At 72.9% G+C, this 15,547-nt stretch carries 13 protein-coding genes; 7 read left to right on the top strand and 6 right to left on the bottom strand.

All coding sequences use genetic code 11. The features are described from left to right. Positions 1-114 precede the first annotated feature (114 nt). Complete coding sequence (locus tag O0S08_RS43725) at positions 115-1,254, top strand: hypothetical protein (protein WP_269035448.1); 1,140 nt, start codon at positions 115-117, stop codon at positions 1,252-1,254. Beyond that, on the top strand, positions 1,251-4,478 hold the full coding sequence (locus O0S08_RS43720) for an FG-GAP repeat domain-containing protein (RefSeq protein ID WP_269035447.1): 3,228 nt from the start codon (positions 1,251-1,253) through the stop codon (positions 4,476-4,478). The genes O0S08_RS43725 and O0S08_RS43720 overlap by 4 nt, the downstream gene beginning before the upstream one ends. A gap of 417 nt (positions 4,479-4,895) precedes the next feature. On the opposite strand, the gene O0S08_RS43715 is transcribed toward O0S08_RS43720, so the two are convergent. Together O0S08_RS43715 and O0S08_RS43710 are read right to left on the bottom strand one after the other, a co-directional pair. Continuing rightward, positions 4,896-5,660, bottom strand: coding sequence for a DUF1963 domain-containing protein (locus tag O0S08_RS43715; RefSeq protein WP_269035446.1), 765 nt, complete (start codon positions 5,658-5,660; stop codon positions 4,896-4,898). Between the two features lie 658 nt (positions 5,661-6,318). Next, positions 6,319-7,467: a CaiB/BaiF CoA transferase family protein gene (locus tag O0S08_RS43710; protein ID WP_269035445.1), complete on the bottom strand. Its 1,149-nt coding sequence runs from the start codon at positions 7,465-7,467 to the stop codon at positions 6,319-6,321. A gap of 137 nt (positions 7,468-7,604) precedes the next feature. Here O0S08_RS43710 and O0S08_RS43705 point away from each other — a divergent pair, with 137 nt between their 5' ends. Together O0S08_RS43705 and O0S08_RS43700 are read left to right on the top strand one after the other, a co-directional pair. Then, positions 7,605-8,597, top strand: a complete 993-nt coding sequence (locus O0S08_RS43705; protein WP_269035444.1) for an alpha/beta hydrolase family protein — start codon at positions 7,605-7,607, stop codon at positions 8,595-8,597. Between the two features lie 116 nt (positions 8,598-8,713). Beyond that, positions 8,714-9,385, top strand: a complete 672-nt coding sequence (locus O0S08_RS43700; RefSeq protein WP_269035443.1) for a YceI family protein — start codon at positions 8,714-8,716, stop codon at positions 9,383-9,385. A gap of 208 nt (positions 9,386-9,593) precedes the next feature. Here O0S08_RS43700 and O0S08_RS43695 read toward each other — a convergent pair whose 3' ends face one another. Next, the gene (locus tag O0S08_RS43695; RefSeq protein WP_269035442.1) at positions 9,594-10,484 is read right to left on the bottom strand and encodes a nuclear transport factor 2 family protein; all 891 of its coding nucleotides are present in this window, start codon (positions 10,482-10,484) and stop codon (positions 9,594-9,596) included. Positions 10,485-10,554: 70 nt separating this feature from the next. On the opposite strand from O0S08_RS43695, the gene O0S08_RS43690 reads away from it, so the two are divergent. Next, positions 10,555-10,830 carry a hypothetical protein gene (locus O0S08_RS43690; RefSeq protein WP_269035441.1) on the top strand — a complete coding sequence of 92 codons (276 nt, stop codon included), beginning with the start codon at positions 10,555-10,557 and terminating at the stop codon, positions 10,828-10,830. A gap of 22 nt (positions 10,831-10,852) precedes the next feature. Here O0S08_RS43690 and O0S08_RS43685 read toward each other — a convergent pair whose 3' ends face one another. Further along, positions 10,853-11,692 (bottom strand): SirB1 family protein, encoded by an 840-nt coding sequence (locus O0S08_RS43685; protein ID WP_269035440.1) that lies wholly within the window; start codon positions 11,690-11,692, stop codon positions 10,853-10,855. A gap of 165 nt (positions 11,693-11,857) precedes the next feature. On the opposite strand from O0S08_RS43685, the gene O0S08_RS43680 reads away from it, so the two are divergent. Together O0S08_RS43680 and O0S08_RS43675 are read left to right on the top strand one after the other, a co-directional pair. Then, positions 11,858-12,298 carry an acyl-CoA thioesterase gene (locus O0S08_RS43680; protein ID WP_269035439.1) on the top strand — a complete coding sequence of 147 codons (441 nt, stop codon included), beginning with the start codon at positions 11,858-11,860 and terminating at the stop codon, positions 12,296-12,298. 17 nt (positions 12,299-12,315) lie between these two features. Then, a complete protein-coding gene (locus O0S08_RS43675) occupies positions 12,316-13,212 on the top strand; it encodes an alpha/beta hydrolase (RefSeq protein ID WP_269035438.1) in 897 nt (298 codons plus the stop codon). A 153-nt stretch (positions 13,213-13,365) separates the two neighbouring features. On the opposite strand, the gene O0S08_RS43670 is transcribed toward O0S08_RS43675, so the two are convergent. Continuing rightward, positions 13,366-14,346 (bottom strand): hypothetical protein, encoded by a 981-nt coding sequence (locus tag O0S08_RS43670; RefSeq protein ID WP_269035437.1) that lies wholly within the window; start codon positions 14,344-14,346, stop codon positions 13,366-13,368. A 46-nt stretch (positions 14,347-14,392) separates the two neighbouring features. After that, the gene (locus O0S08_RS43665; RefSeq protein ID WP_269035436.1) at positions 14,393-15,466 is read right to left on the bottom strand and encodes a hypothetical protein; all 1,074 of its coding nucleotides are present in this window, start codon (positions 15,464-15,466) and stop codon (positions 14,393-14,395) included. Positions 15,467-15,547 lie beyond the last annotated feature (81 nt).

Below are 15,547 nucleotides of genomic sequence, written 5' to 3'. Positions count from 1 at the left end.
GAGCGGTGCGCCGATGAATGCGCCGGCGGGTGGGCCGCCGTGCGATCACCGTTGATGCGTTTTTGATCTCGCCGGTGATCCGGCCGAGGTTGCTGACGTAGCCTGCGATGGTCGGTGCTGCCCCCCGCCCTCGCCCGCGCGTCCCATCGAGCCTCGACCGGCCGCACGTTCGCACATTTCTTTAAAAGAAATCTGTCCAAAGGGGCATGTTCTCTGCTGCTGCTCGGCTGCCTCGAGACGGCGGAGACGCGCGGCCGGCAGGTCGAGGTCGAGGCCGACGACGGGCTGACGATGTGCGCGGGCACGCTCGAGCACATGGACCGGTTCGTGGAGCGGTTCGCGGAGGAGATCGGGCTGCCGCTGACGGACGAGCCGTGGATCGAGTTCCGCTGGATGACGCCGGAGCACTACGCGCGGCGCAACCCGTGCGGGGGGATGCCGGCATGCGCGGTGGTCCGCACGGTCTACGCCAGCGAGATGCCGCACGAGCACGAGCTGGTCCACTCGGCGGCGAGCGACCTCGGGCTGGCGCACCCGTTCTTCATCGAGGGCCTGGCGATGGCGTTCGAGGGCGGGACCCGCGACGCCGAGCCGACCGACGACGAGCCCGAGGCGGACGGCGAGATCGAGCCGGCGCCGCGGGTGCTGGCGGCGCTGCGCGACCGCTCGCTGTGGCTGCCGGGCGAGTACTACTTTTTGGCCGGGGCGTTCACGCGCTACCTGATCGACCGCTTCGGCCTGCGGCTGCACCTCGAGTTCTACCGCCGGACCTGGTACGCCGACCCGTACCGCGCGCTGGCCCGGGAGTTCCGCGCGGTGTTCGGGGCGACGCTCGAGGAAGTGGTGGGCGACTTCGAGGCCGAGCGCGCGGACTGTCACTATTCGGCGTATCGCTTCAAGCTGCTCGAGTGCGAGGCGCCCGAGGTCGCGTGGGACGGCGACCGCCTGGCCCGCAACTTCAGCCTCGACTGCGACGACGCGGCGGCGATCGGCGCCGCGGGCGTGAGCGTGCGGACCGTGCACGCCCTCGAGGTCGCGGAGGCCGGGCGCTTCCGCCTCGAGCTGCGCGACGACGCGGCGGTGCAGGTGACGATCGGCAGCTGCGGCGGGTGCGAGCGGCCGGCGCTGGCGCGGCTGTACGCCGGCGAGGTGCAGGAGCTCGAGCTGCCGGCCGGGCGCTACTTCATGCGCGCAGAGACCGACGCGAGCGAGCCGGTGACCTTCGGCGTGGTGATGGAGCGGATCGGCGAATGAGGGGGCGACTCGCGCTGCTGGCGGCGCTCGCGGCGGGTTGCGAGCTGTCCTCGGAGCAATGTGCGATCGACCAGGTCTGTGCGACGCCCGGCGAGCGCTTCGGGGTCGGCGGCGGGAGCGGGCCGGCGCTGGTGCGCGACCTCGACGGCGACGGCGCGGCCGAGTGGGTGGCGGTGAGCCCGGGCCTGGGGACGCTGACTGTCGCGTGGGGCTGGTCGGGCGCGGCCGAGACCTGGTCGATCGGTCAGGTTCCGGCGGGGCTGGCGATCGCCGACGTCGACGGCGACGGCCGGCTCGACGTCGCGGCGCCGCTGGCCGGCGAGGGGGCGGTGGCGCTGCTGCGCGGGGCCGGGCCCGGGCGGCTCGAGGTCGGCGAGCGCGTGCCCGTGGGGCCGCGGCCGGTGGCGATCGCTGCGGCCGATCTCGACGGAGACGGCGGCGCCGAGCTGATCGTGGCCGACGATGAGGACGGCGACCTCCGGGTGCTGCGCCGCGGGGCGGAGGGGATGGTGAGCAGCGAGCCGATCGCCGCGGGCGCGGGGCCGACGTCGCTGGCGGTCGGCGACTTCTCGGGGGACGGCCGCGCCGACGTGGTGGTCACCCTCGCGGTCGAGGGCGCGGCGAGGCTGTTCTTCGGGACAGGTGATGGGGGGCTGCGGCCCGGGCCGCAGCTGTACGCCGGGGCGGGGCCGCAGCGGGCGCTGGCGGCCGACTTCGACGGCGACGGCGCGCTCGACCTGGCGGTGATCGACGACCTCCTCGACGAGGCGGCGCTGATCCTCGGCGACGGGGCGGGCGCGGCCCGCGAGACCCGGCGCTGGCCGGTGCCGGCGGGCCCGATGGACATGTCGATGAGGACAGGTCTCGAGGGACATGAGCTTTGGGTCCTGTCGAGACTCCAGCCGGCGCTGACGCGGCTGCCGCTGGCGGCCCCCGGGGCGAGGACGACGACCGACGCCGGCGCGTGGGACGGGCTGGCGGTCGGCGACGTCGATCACGACGGGATCGACGAGGTGGTGGTCCGCGACGCGGCCGCCGGGGCGACGCCGCTGCGCGAGGCGCCGGGGTTCGGGTTTTTGCCGTGGTTCGCGACCGAGGGGCCGGGGTTCGCGGGGCCGCTGGTGGCCCGCGACGTCGACCGCGACGGGTGGATCGATGTGGTCGTCAGCGACGGCGAGCGCGGCGAGATCGCCCTGCTGCGCGGGCAGGAGGGCGGGTTCGCCGAGCCGGTGCGTTCGCCCGGTCCGGAGGACGCGGCCGCGCTGGCGCTGGCCGACCTCGACGGCGACGGGGTCGAGGACGTGGTGACGTGGCGCCGGGCCGGCTACGTGAGCGCTGACGAGGCGCGGGCGGGTTCGCTGTGGAGCGCGCGCGGGGTCGGCGAGCGGTTCGAGTCGCCGGTCGAGTTCGCGTTCGCGGGCGACCCACGGCGCGTGGTCGCGTTCGACGGCGACGGCGACGGTCGGAGCGAGCTGCTGGCGCTGCAGGCGGCGTTCGCGGCGACGTCCGGGGCGGACGCGGGGGCCGGTCTGTTGACTCTGGAGCTGACGGACGACGCGTTCGCGCTGGTCGACCGGTCGATGTCGCTCGAGTTCGCGGCCAGCGACGACGTGATCGTCGGCGACTTCTCGGCCGAGCACGTGGGCGACGAGCTGCTGCGGATCGGGCTCGGCGCGGAGGGGCCGCAGATCGTGATCGAGAGCCGCAGCGCGGGGCGGCGGTGGATCGCGGGGGCGTTGCCGGAGGGGCGCACGCTCGGCCTGACGCGCGCCGACTTCGACGACGACGGGCTCGCCGACCTGCTGGTATGCCGCGAGGACGGGTTGATGGTGGCGGCGGGGCGAGCGTGGAACGCGTTCGCGCCGGCGGTCGCGGTGTCGGACGGGCGCTGCGACGAGGTGGTGGTCGCCGAGCTCGACGGCGACGGCCGCACCGACGCGATCGCGCTGAGCGAGCGGTTCTTCGAGCCGCTGGCGACGGTGCAGCTCGGGCACCCGCTGCCGTGGTGGCCGCGGCTGGTGCCCGGCGGGACGACGACGGCGAGCAACCGACCGCGCGCGCTGGCGGTGGCCGACTTCGACGCCGACGGGGCGCCCGACCTGGCGGCCGCGGGCGTCGACGGCCTGCAAGTGCTGCGCGGCGGGCCGCAGCAGGTGCTGGCGCCCGACCCGGCGCGGGCGCTGCGGGCGGCGCAGGCGGGCGGGCTGCTGCTCGGCGACGTCGACGGCGACGGCCGCGACGAGGTGGTGGCGCTCGGCCGTGCCGGCGACGTCGGCGTGGGAAGGTTCGATGGGACAGGTTCTTTGGGACCTGTGCGATACGACATGTTTGAAGGGGAAGGCGACGCGACCACGCGCGGGCTGCTGCTCGACGTCGACGGCGACGGCGCCGACGAGCTGCTGTGGTCGCGGGTGGAGGTCGATGGGCCGGGGTTCGTCAGCGAGCTGCGGAGGGCGCGGGGACACGGCTGGGAGCGCGCGGCGAGCTTGGCGTTCGCGATCGAGGCGAGCGGTCCGTTACGGGCCGGCGACGTCGACGGGGACGGCGACGCCGACCTGGTCTACCTGCACCCCGCCGGCATGCTGGTGACGCACGCGGGCGGCCCGGAGGGGCTGGGCGCGGGGCAGAGCGGGCCGTTCGTGGTCGAGGGGGCGATCGGGCCGTGGCTCGGCGACGTCGACCGCGACGGCCGCCTCGACGCGCTCTTGCTGTCGTGGGGCGGCGGGGCGTACGTGTACGCGGGCGACGGGCGCGGCGGGTTCGCGAGCGCGCCGCAGACGTGGCCGATGGGCTGGAGCGCAGGACCGCTGGCGACGGGCGATGTCGACGGCGACGGTCATGGCGATCTGCTGGCAGCCGCGGGCTACGAGGGCGGCTCGACGCTGCGCGTCTGTCACGGCGGCGAGGACGGGCCGCGCGGCGATTGCCACGACACCAGGCTCGGACCGGAGGAGGCGCAGATCGGCGGCCTCGCGGTCGAAGAAGTCGACGGCGAGGGCGTCACGGACGTGCTGGCGGTCCTGGTGTCGGGGACGGCGCGCACTCTGGTGTTCGTCCGCGGCGGCGACGGTCCGCTGGCACTGCACCACAAGCCGCTGCCGGCGGGAGGATCGGAGACGACGGCGGACGCGCAGATCCGGCGCGCGCAGCTCGACGCGGCCGGGCCGGAGTGGGTCTACGTCGACCGCGAAGGCGTGACGCGCCTCGGCGTGCGGGCGCGCTGAGGCGTGAGAGCGCGGATGTCCTCGTGGACATGTGATTGCGCGAGGGAGCGCCGCTCGGCGGCGGGCCTCGCCGGCTTCTTCAGGGGCACGTGATCGCCCGCGGGATCGAAGGCGATCGCACGATGATATGTCCTCGGGGACATGTGATTGTGCGGGGAGCGCCGCTCGGCGGCGGGCCTCGCCGGCTTCTTCAGGGGCACGTGATCGCCCGCGGGATCGAAGGCGATCGAACGATGATATGTCCTCGGGGACATGTGATTGTACGGGGAGCCGGGGTGCGCTCTGATTGAGCGTCGCCGAGCTCGGCGGAGGTGAGCTGTCCGCTGGTGCGGGCTCGCGGATGAAGACGCGACGGGGCGCTGTGGCGCCGCTCTCCATGAAACAGCGGAACATGTCCTGCAGGACATGTTTTTGAGCTCAGCAGCTCTGAATAAAAATGTGGGCGCGGTCCAGCTGGCCGACGTGGAGGTCGAGGTCGGGGACGAAGATGTAGAGGCAGCCCGAGTCGCCCCATTCGAGGCCGTTGCCGGCGCTGTCGATCTGCAGCAGCAGCCGCCAGCCGCGGGCGGGGGCGGGAGGCGGGGGCAGGGAGGGGTCCTGAACCCAGTCGGGCCAGCCGAGCAGGCGGTGCGTCGGCGGTCGGCGCAGGGCGCCGCGTGCCTCGAACCAGGCCTCGTAGGTGACCTCGTCGTCGTCAGGGAAGGCGATGGTGGCGAGCTCGGGGTCGCCGGTGTCGGGCAGGGTCTGCTCGAGCTCGAGGGTCAGGGGGCGCGCGCGGTGGCCGACCTTCGGGCCAGGTTCGCGGCGCAGCGGCTCGTCGACGCCGACGATCCGCAGCGAGACGTCGCGGTCGTCGTCGTGCTCGCCCTCGCGGTCGTGCAGGACGTGCAAGAGGCCGCGGGGCGGCAGCGGCAAGCCGGGCAGGAGGGCGTGGGCGCGGGCGAGGTCGAGCTGCAGGACGAGGCTGCGGCGGCGGTAGATCGGGTCGGCCAGCGAGCGCGGGACGTCGGCGAGGCCGCCGAGCTTGTCGGCCCCCGGCGAGGTGTCGTCGACCGCCGGCGGGAAGCCGGCCCCGTGGCGCATGCGCAGGGCAGGCGAGGTCCGCTGGCGCAGCGCGGGGGCGACCGGCGCGAGCTCGGGGATGGCGAGGAGCTCCTCGATGTCCTTCGGTGCGTCGCTCATGCGGCGCGCGACGATACGCGGAAGGCGGGCGCGTCACAACGGCGGCGCGAGACGGCGATGGTTCGACCCGGGGTAGGTGCTGGCCCCGACGCTGGAGATGAGGTGCGGCTGCGAGACGGCGGAAAGTGGATCGGGACTGCGGCAGTGTTCGGGTTACTGGGCCGGCACGGCTCATCGAGGACTCGCGGAGCCGGGCCTTCGCGCCGGCGCCGTCGCGCTGGGTGCTCGCCGTGCCGCGGGCGTAGTGCTCGACGGGAGCGCGCGCGAAGGCGACGGACCGCGCATGTCAAAGACATGTTCTTTAAGACATTGTCCCATGGCCATGTCTCGTCGGTCGCGGGGCGGGTATAGGGCTGATGGCGTGCAAGAGAGGACGGCGAGCGGCAGGAGCCGCTTGAAAAGTATATGATCTTGAAGACATGTTCTTTGCGACATGTCATCGGGTGCTCGTCGAGGCGCGGGGAGTTGCGTGGTGCTCGATGGGGGCGCGAGGAGAAGTCGAGCGGCGGGGGCCGCTTTGGCGGACATGATCTTTCAAGCATGTTCTTCGGGCCAGGTCGCGGCGAGGTGCTCGCCGAGGCGCGGGGAGTTGCGTAGTGCTCGATGGGGGCGCGAGGAGAAGTCGAGCGGCGGGGGCCGCCTTGGCGGATATGCCCTTTCAGACAGGTTCTTCGCGCCAGGTCGCGTCGGGGTGCTCGCCGAGGCGTGGGGGGCGGGCGTAGTGCTCGATGGGGGTGCGCGAGAAGACGATCGGATTCTTTAAACAGGGGGTGTGGCCGTCGGCCATGGTGGTGAACATCCCGCGGTGGTGGACTTGTGGGTCGGCGGCGACCTCGGCGAGGTCGCGGATCGGGCCGTGCGGGAACTGCGGGGCGGCGGCGGCGAAGATCCGCAGCCACTCGTCGCGTGTCTTTTGGGACAGGCGTTGCTCCAACAGCGGGACCAGCTCGGCTCGGTGGGCGACGCGGGCCGGGTTGGTGACGAAGCGGGGGTCGACGGCCCACGCGGGTTCGCCGAGGGCGACGCACAGGCTGGCGAACTGCGGGTCGCTGCCGATGGCCAGCATCAGTGGGCGGTCGGCGGTGGCGAAGCTCTGATAGGGCACGATGGTCGGGTGGGCGTTGCCGAGGGGGCGCGGGACCTCGCCGGTGCACAGGAAGTTCATGGCGATGTTGGCGAGGCCGGCGACCTGGGTGTCGAGCAGGGCAAGGTCGATGTGCTGGCCGAGGCCGCTGCGACTTCGCTCGAGCAGGGCGGCGAGGACGGCGACGACGGCGTAGAGGCCGGTGCCGAGGTCGGCGACGGCGACCCCGACCTTGGTGGGGTGGTCGCGGTCGGGCCCGGTGATGCTCATGAGGCCGCCGAGGCCCTGGATGAGGGCGTCGTAGCCGACGCGGGCGGCGTCGGGCCCGGTCTGGCCGAAGCCGGTGATGCTGCAATAGACGAGCCGCGGGAAGCGGGGCGCGAGGGCGGCGTAGTCGAGGCCTTGGCGCGCGAGGTCACCGACCTTGAAGTTCTCGAGCAGCACGTCGGCGCCGGCGAGCAGGCTGAACAGTACCTCGCGGTCGGCCGCGCGCTTGAAGTCGAGCACGCGCGAGCGTTTGTTGCGATTGCAGGCCAGATAGTAGGCGGCGCCGCCCTCAAAGTCGGGCGGGCCCCAGCGACGAGTGTCGTCCCCGAGAGGATGTTCGATCTTGATCACATCTGCCCCGAGATCGCCGAGCAGCTGGGCGGCGCTGGGCCCGGCGAGGATCCGGGACAGGTCGAGCACGCGCAGGCCGGCGAGCGGGAGGGCGGCTTTTTCCATGGGTCGGAGGATACTATCGGCGACCCGCCGAGGAGGCGAACAGGCATGACGGCACGCGAGCTCCACGCGATCGAGGGCGGCGCCGCTGCGGCGCGCGTGAATGGGTACTTCGGGACAGGTGGCGCGGAGGTGCGGCGATGACCCGCATCGTGCGGGCCCTCCATCGCGCGGTGCGGCTGCCGGGGCTGCGGGCGCCGCACGACACGTTGCACGCGCGGGTGTTTTATCCCGGTCGGTTGACGGGCGCGGCGTCGGAGCGCGAGCTCGGGGCGGTCGAGGCCGACGCCGACGCGGGGCCCTTCCCGGTGGTGATCTTCTTGCCGGGGGTCAACGTCGGGCCGGAGAGCTACCGCTGGTTGGCGCAGGCGCTGGCCGATCGTGGTTACGTGTTCGTGACGTTCTCGTACGTCGGCGAGCTGCGGCCCGGCGAGCCCGGCGTGACCGGTCTGACGCCCGGGCTCGACGCCTCGCGCCTGAGTCCCGCGGGCTTCGGTCACGCGCCGACGTCGACGACGATCGGGCCGCTGCTCGACGAGCTGGCGAGGTTGCAGTGCGAGGGCATCCTCGCCGGCTTGCTCGATCTCGAGCACGTCGTCCTCGGCGGTCACTCCGCCGGCGGCTGCGCAGCGCTGCAGAACGCGGCCTTGCGCTATTTCAACAACCTCGCGGCGGCGTTCGCCTACGCCGGCCACGCGGGCGCCCTCACTGCGCTGGGCTGGCCGGAGCACTCGCTGCTGCCGCTGCCCGGCGAGGTGCCGCTGCTGCTCCTCGGCGGGGAGCGCGACGGGGTGATCGCGGCGAGCAGTCATCGTTACGGCTCGTCGCCGTCGGACGCGTTCGCGCTGATCCGTCGCACCTTTCAGGAGGCGTTGCCGGGGGGCCGTGGGGACGCCCACATGTTCCTGCTCGCGGGGGCCAATCACTTCGCGTTCTGTCACCCCGACGATCCGACCACCGGGCGCTCGTTCCTCGACCACCGCGCGACGGCCCCGGGCGAGGCGCTGCGCAACTTCTTCGTCGAGGTGATTTCGACGTTCCTCGACGCGTATGTCCGCGAGGACAGCGAGGTGGTGGAGCAGCTCGATCAGCTCTCGGGGCATCCGCTGGTGTTGCAGGCCGGGCGGCGTTGAGTCCGACGTGAGGGCCCACGCGGCGGGGCAATCGGCGGAGGATTCGTCGCGGGTCGGGTGGGCCGCCCGCCGCGGTTTGCCGGCCGCTGCGGGCTCGTGCTAGGGTCCCGCGCACCATGGCACGTACAACGTTTTATCCGCTGCTGTCGCTCGCGCTGGCGGCGTCGCTGGCCGGCGCCTGCTCGTCGGAGATCGACGGCAAGCCCAAGGCGCAGGTCGAGGACGTGAAGAAGGTCGAGGCCAAGGCCGAGACGAAGGCCGAGGCCAAGGCCGACGCGCCCGCCGCGGCTGCGCGCACGCTGCAGCTCGACAAGGCCGGCAGCTCGATCGGGTTCGTCGGCGCCAAGCTCACCGGCGACCACAAGGGCGGCTTCGAGGACTTCGAGGGCGAGGCCAAGCTGGCCGGCGACAAGCTCGAGTCGCTGCGCGTGACGGTGAAGACGCCCTCGGTCACCTCCGACGCGGCCGACCTCACCGGTCACCTCAAGAGCCCCGATTTCTTCGACGTGGAGAAGTTCCCGACCGCGGTGTTCTCGGCCAACGAGTTCGTGCCCAAGGCCGGCGACAACGGCGTGACCCACGAGATCGGCGGCGAGCTCGAGCTCCACGGCGAGAAGAAGGCGATCCGCTTCCCCGCCAAGGTCACCGTCGACGCCCAGGGCGCGCAGGGCCAGGCCGAGTTCACGATCAACCGCAAGGACTTCAAGATCGAGTACCCCGGCAAGCCCGACGACCTGATCAAGGACGAGGTCCTCCTCAAGCTCGACCTCAAGTTCAAGGCCGGCTGAGCCCGAGGCGCGCGGCCGGGCCTCGGCGACGCGGGTCGAGCGCCGGAATCATGCCCTGAAGGACATGTCCTTCAGGGCATGTTCTTTGGAGCTCCTCGAAGCCGAGCAGCGCTCGGCTCGCCTCGAGCTCGGCGCGCTCGACGAGCCGCCGTCAACGACGCGCTCGAATGTGCATGGCTTTCAGCACATGTCCTGAGAGACCTGTCTCTCAGGGCTGGTGCTTGGCGTCGTGCGACTCGAGCGCGGCCTGGGTCTGGGGCTCGGTGATCGTCAGGTCGAGGGCGAGCTGCCAGCGGCCGGCCTCGTCGCGCCGCCACAGCCGCAGGTAGCCGCCGTGCTCGGCGGGGGTGTTCGGCTTGACGATGCGCGTGGCCTCGCCGTAGACGTAGCCGAGGTCGCCGGCGGCCGAGACGCCGTCGCCGCGGCGGGTGTACGTGAGGACGTCGCTGCGGGCGAGCAGGGCGGTCTGGACCGCGCTGGAGCCGGTGACGGGGAAGCTGCCCGGGGGGAAGAAGCGGAGGTCCGGGGCGGCGGCGGTCAGGAGGGCGCGACCGCCCTCGGCGGCGACGCCGGCGATCAGCGAGTCCTCGGCGGCGCGCAGGCTCTTGAGCTCGGCGGCGTGGTCGGCCGACTGGGCGTAGTCTCGCGCGGGCGCGTGGGTGAAGCGGTCGGGCAGGTTGAGCGGGGGCGGGTGCGCGCTGCCGCCGTCGACGACGACGCGCCAGCGGTCGCCCTCCTTGCGCCACACGCTGACGTAGTGGCCGTGCTTGACCTCGCCGCTGTCGCGCTGGTGCGCTTGAAAGGGGCCGGTGGTGTAGCCGAGGTCGCCGGAGGCGGCGACCTCGGCGAAGGCGGGCTCCCAGGTGAGGTCGATGCCGGAGGGGCCGGCGAGCGCCTGCGCGGCCGGCTGCGGCTCGGGGCGGAGCAGCACTGCGTCGGCGGCGAGGTTGCGGGTGAAGCCGTCGACCACCCCGAGCTCGGCGACCTCGCGGCCGAAGCTCTGCTCGGCGCCGACCAGCGGCATGACGTGGGCCTCGGGCAACTTCTCGGCGCAGGCCCCGAGCGCGAGGGCGAAGACGACGGCGACGACGCGGCGCACGGCGAAGTCATAGCACGTAGACCGACGCCCCGGGGCCGGCGTTGCTGCCTCCCACGCACAGGAGATTCGCATGCGCTTCATCGTCGTCGCTTCGTTGATGCTCTGTTCCACCGCCGCCTGGGCCGCGCCCGCCGCCCGCACCGACGCCGAGGCCGACGAGGCCGCCCTCAAGGGCCAGAAGGGCGCCACCAAGATGTTCGACTTCGACAACGACACGGTGTCCGGCGACGCCCTCAAGCCCGATCACGAGGGCGTGCAGAGCCGGACGCAACGCAAGTGGGAGAGCATGATCAAGGTGCGCATGCACTTCATCCCGCAGATGCTGCAGATGGCCCACGACGTGTGAGCCCCCCAAAGCGCCCGCCTGGTCAATTGACCAGGCGGGCTTTGTTGCGCGCCTCGGCGGCCCGCGCGGCGATCAGCTGGCGGTCGTCGGCCATCGGCGCGAGGCTGAGGTAATGGTTGAGGTCCTCGACCGCGGCGCGGTAGGCCCGGCGCTGCAGCTGACACAGGCCGCGGTCGCGGTACTCCTCGGCCGCGCCGGGGCTGAGCAGGAGGATCCGGTCGCTGGCCGCGAGCGCGCGCTCGAGGTCGCCGCGGCTCAGGTGCACGCTCTTGAGGTTGTTCAACATGCGCACCAGCAGCTGGCGACCGCCGACCGGGCGCAGCTGGTTGCGATCGAACTCGACCCGGCCCTGGGTCTTCTGCCGCAGCATGACGCGGCACTCGTACTCGGTCAGCAGGCGGCCGCCGTGGAACGGGTCGATGTAGAGCTGCGGCAGGTCGAGGTCGACGGCGAGGAAGTGGGCCGGGAAGCCGACCCCGGCGACGCGCAGGCCGACCCGCCGCGCCAGCTCGATCAGCAGCAGCGCCAGCGAGATCGGCAGGCCGCAGCGGCGGTCGAGCACCTGGTGGAAGTAGCTGTTGCGCGGGTCGTAGTAGTCGGACTCGTTGCCGTGGAAGCCGAGCTCGCGGAACACGTAGGCGAGCAGCTGGTCGAGCCGCTCGCGCGCGGTGTGGTCGGGCTGGAGGCGCTGGCGCAAGGTCGCCGCCAGGCCGTCGAGCCGGGCCAGGTAGTCCTCGACGTCGACCGGCCCGTCCTCCTCGGCGCCGATCCACAGCGCCGTCTCGCCGAGGTCGAGCGCGTGATCGGGGGCGGCCGCGAGGCGGGTGAATTGCTGGCGGGCGTGGTGTTGGCGAGCGTCCATCCCGAGGCGCTGCGATCACGATAACTCACAACCATGGCGGCGGCCGCGGCGGCCCGTGTGAGGGCTGCCGCGCGGACACGCGAACGAGTGTCCGGACACGCCGGCGGGCGCCCCGATCGGGGTCCGCGCCGGGCCCGGCCTGCGGTATACCGCTCGCGGACGGTCATGCGTTTCCACGAGACGATCCACGGGGTCTACTTCGACGACCTCGACGCCTTCCACATCCTCCACAACGCCCGCTACCTGCTCCTCTTCGAGCACGCGATCGGCTCGTTCTGGCGCCACCTCGGCTGGGCCGGGGTCCTCGACTTCAACACGAACCCCGACCAGTACCACCTGGTGCGGGCGAATTCCCTCGACTACCAGCGCCCGGTCATCGGCACCGGTCAGGTGCGCGTGCGCGTGTGGGTCGAGCGGCTCGGGCGCACCAGCCTGACCTTCGGCCTGCGGGTGATGCCGCTCGACCAGGACGTCGACCACGCGACCGGCCGCCGCACGGTGGTCCGCGTCGACCCGGAGACCAAGCGCCCGTGCGCCTGGACGGACGCCTTCCGCGCCGAGATCGGGCCGTACTGCGCGCACATCGAAGCCGAGGCTGGCAAATGAGACATGTCCTTAAAGGCATGTCTTTGGGGGCATGTGCATTCGGGCTGGTGATCGCGCTGGGCTGTACGCCGCGCGACTTCGCCCGGCGCGAGCTGCTGTGGCCCGACGGGGCGCCCGGGGCCCATGGGACGGCGAAGGCCGACCAGCCGGAGCTCTTTTACTACCTGCCGCCGCCGGGCAAGTCGAACGGGGCGGCGGCGATCGTCGCGCCGGGCGGGAGCTACGCGCACACCGGCGGGCTGCGGCCGGAGGCGTTCCCGACGGCCCGCTGGCTGAGCGAGCAGGGGTTCGTGGCGGTGGTGCTCCGCTACCGCGTCAGCGGCGACGACTACCATCACCGCGACTTCCTCGCCGACGGCCGGCGCGCGGTCCAGCGGGTCCGCTCGCAGGCGGCCGAGCTCGGGGTCGACGCGAAGAAGATCGGCTTCATCGGCTACTCCGCGGGCGGGCACCTGGCCGGGTTCGTCGCCACGGCGTGCCCGAAGGAGGGCGACCTGGCCGGCAAGGACCCGCTCGAGCAGGTGTCCTGCCGGCCCGACTTCATCGTCATGGTCTATCCGGTGGTCACCCTCGACGACCGCTGGGCCCATCAACGCAGCAAGCGCAGCATGCTCGGCGACGAGCCGGCCACGCCGGAGCTGGTGCAGGGGCTGTCGCTCGAGCAGCGCGTGACTGCCGACGCGCCGCCGGCGATGCTGGTCCACTCGCGCCGCGACACGAAGGTGGTGTTCCACAACAGCGAGCTGTACGACGAGGCCGCCCGCGCCCGCGGGGCCTCGTCCCGCCTGCACCTGTACGACGACGGCCGCCACGGGGTCGGCCTGGCCCAGCGGCCAGGGATGCCGCAGATGGCGACCTGGCCGGCGACGATGCTCGCGTGGCTGCACGAGCTCGGGGTGCTGACGGCGAAGTAAAGGACATGTCCTGGAGGACATGTCCTTCGGTGGCGGCGAGGACGCGGACAGGGGCGCGCCGGCGTGGCCCGGCGTCGCGGGCGTCGGGGAGCGGGTGCCGGCTGCGTGATGGTATGTTCGAAAGGACATGCTTTCGAGAGCATGTCCTGAGGGTCAGTCCGCGAGGGCGATCGCGGGGCCGGCCGGCTCGTCGAGCAGCTGGCGCAGCGGGACGGCGGCGCTGTAGCGGTGGCGGCGGACGTGGGCGCCGGCGCAGGTCAGCACGGCGTCCCAGCGGCGGGCCCACAGGTCGGCGTCGATGCCGTCGCGCACGCTCTGGACCAGCGCGATCTCGAGGCCGGAGATGCCCTTCGGCAGCCAGGACGCTTCGGGGCAGGTCCCGGAGGCCCGGTAGGCGCGCTCGAACTTGTCGAGCTGCTTGCGCTCGCCGGCCTGGCTGGCCTCGAGGTCCGACATCACGACCACGGTGGTCCGCTCGGGCTCGCGGCGCACCGGCGGGAGGTCGGCCAGCTTGGTGAAGAAGGCGAGGAGCGAGGTGCCGGGCTTGGGCGTGTAGCCGGCGACGCGGTCGCGCCAGTCGTGGATCCGCACCGCCCGCTCCTCCTGCAGGCGGGTCCGCCGGCCGTCCTCGACGGCGTTGAGCTCGCCGACGCGGCGGTCCTGGGCGACGTCCAGCTGCTCGAGGCACTTCTGCTGGAACAGGCTGTCGGGCTTGCAGCCGTCGCACAGCACCGGCGCGGCGGTCCAGCGGCGCCCCACCTCACCTGGCTCGAAGGGCATGTCCGGGGTGGTGGAGCGGTCGCTGCGGTCGGTGATCAGCAGCACGCCGACGCCCGACTCCGGCTCGAGAGTCGCGGCGTAGGCGACCGCGGCGTCGAGCTGGGCGTCGGCGAGCTCGCGGTTGCTGCCGCTGCGGTCGACGCCGAACAGCAGGTTGCGGGCCGGGCGCTCGTCGACGGCGACGGTCGGGCCGAACTCGGCGTAGGTCTTGCCCAGGCGGGCGACGCAGGGCGGGCGCCAGTCGTCGCTGGACACCGCGGGCTGCAGGCCGGACTGCCACCAGAGCAGGCCGCCGAGGAGGGCGCCGCCGAGCAGCAGGCCGCCGAGCGCGGCGAGGGGTTGAAGGTGGCTCATGGGACAGCTCCTTTCGACGTGAACGAGGTGGTTGAAGGGACATGTCTCACGGGACACTTCCGGTCATCTGCAGGGGGACGTGCGGCGGGCCGGCCGACGGCTCGTCGGCGGCCTGCATGACCTCGAGCGGGAGCGCCAGCGCGTGGGCGCCGTCGTCGTGGCCGAGGATGGTGGCGATGACGTCGTCGAGCGCCGACCACACCGCGACCAGCATGCCGACGGCGAGGACGAGGGCGACCGCGGGGGCGCCGAGGGCGATCGCGGCCAGCCACAGGAGGGCGAGCACGGCGATCCGCGGGAGGGCGGAGATCAGGCGCAGGACGCCGAGCCGGGCCAGCCAGCCGTCCATGGCGCCGACGAGCAGGCCGCCGGTGTGCGCGGCGACCCACGGCACCGCGAGGCCGAAGCCGATGAAGATGATGTTGCTGACCATGACCGAGGAGCCGACCAGGCCCTGCTCGGCGAGGACGAGGCCGCGCGAGGCGGCCAGGGCGGCGTCGAAGGCCGAGGCGCCGCCGAGCACGAACCACCGGAGGGTGCTGCCGCCGCCGCGGATGGTGTCGAACACGCCGAACCACACCTCGAGGACGGCCTTGAAGGCGGCGACTGCGACGTAGAACGACCACTCGGCGGCCTCGGGCGAGAGCAGGCCGAACAGGTCGAAGCGGTACGGCGGCTCCGGGAAGACGTCGCGCAGCAGCAAGGTGGTGAGGACGACGTCGAGGGCGGTGAGGCCGAGGCCGGCGACGAGGGCGATCCGCTCGCCCAGGCGCATCGGCGGGGCCTGGGCGTCGGACGCCGGCTCGCGCGGCCACAGGCGCAGGCTGAGGCGCCACACCGCCTCGCCGGCGCCGACCAACAGGCCGCGCAAGGACCGGTGCCAGCCGAGCTGGACCCGCCGCAGCAGGGCGCCGAGCAGGAGGAAGCCGAAGGCGAGCAGGGCGAACAGGCCGGCGCCGCGGATCGCCTGGCCGCCGGCGTCGGCCGGCGGCGGTAGCCACACCGCGAGGCCGAGGACGGTCAAACCGGCGAGGCCGACCGCGAGGGTCAAGGCGCGGGTGCGCCGCTGAGAGGAGAGGTGGCCGGGCGGGCCGGCAGGGCTGGAAGGCATCGAGGTCATGGCTTGGCTTCCTCCGGCCGCGTGCGGCCCGCGCCCAGGCCTGCACGCGCACGTGGTGGCGAGATGTCCCATCGGACATGC

The sequence above is a fragment of the Nannocystis punicea genome (assembly GCF_026965555.1).
In the GTDB taxonomy this organism is placed as follows: Bacteria; Myxococcota_A; Polyangia; order Nannocystales; family Nannocystaceae; genus Nannocystis; species Nannocystis punicea.
This window is presented reverse-complemented; position numbering and strand designations above follow the sequence as displayed.

Excerpts from the sequence above, each read along its gene's own strand:
- O0S08_RS43720 (WP_269035447.1), top strand. The coding sequence starts at position 1,251 with ATGAGGGGGCGACTCGCGCTGCTGGCGGCGCTCGCGGCGGGTTGCGAG.
- O0S08_RS43715 (WP_269035446.1), bottom strand. The coding sequence starts at position 5,660 with ATGAGCGACGCACCGAAGGACATCGAGGAGCTCCTCGCCATCCCCGAG.
- O0S08_RS43710 (WP_269035445.1), bottom strand. The coding sequence starts at position 7,467 with ATGGAAAAAGCCGCCCTCCCGCTCGCCGGCCTGCGCGTGCTCGACCTG.
- O0S08_RS43705 (WP_269035444.1), top strand. The coding sequence starts at position 7,605 with ATGACCCGCATCGTGCGGGCCCTCCATCGCGCGGTGCGGCTGCCGGGG.
- O0S08_RS43700 (WP_269035443.1), top strand. The coding sequence starts at position 8,714 with ATGGCACGTACAACGTTTTATCCGCTGCTGTCGCTCGCGCTGGCGGCG.
- O0S08_RS43690 (WP_269035441.1), top strand. The coding sequence starts at position 10,555 with ATGCGCTTCATCGTCGTCGCTTCGTTGATGCTCTGTTCCACCGCCGCC.
- O0S08_RS43685 (WP_269035440.1), bottom strand. The coding sequence starts at position 11,692 with ATGGACGCTCGCCAACACCACGCCCGCCAGCAATTCACCCGCCTCGCG.
- O0S08_RS43680 (WP_269035439.1), top strand. The coding sequence starts at position 11,858 with ATGCGTTTCCACGAGACGATCCACGGGGTCTACTTCGACGACCTCGAC.
- O0S08_RS43675 (WP_269035438.1), top strand. The coding sequence starts at position 12,316 with ATGTCTTTGGGGGCATGTGCATTCGGGCTGGTGATCGCGCTGGGCTGT.
- O0S08_RS43670 (WP_269035437.1), bottom strand. The coding sequence starts at position 14,346 with ATGAGCCACCTTCAACCCCTCGCCGCGCTCGGCGGCCTGCTGCTCGGC.
- O0S08_RS43665 (WP_269035436.1), bottom strand. The coding sequence starts at position 15,466 with ATGACCTCGATGCCTTCCAGCCCTGCCGGCCCGCCCGGCCACCTCTCC.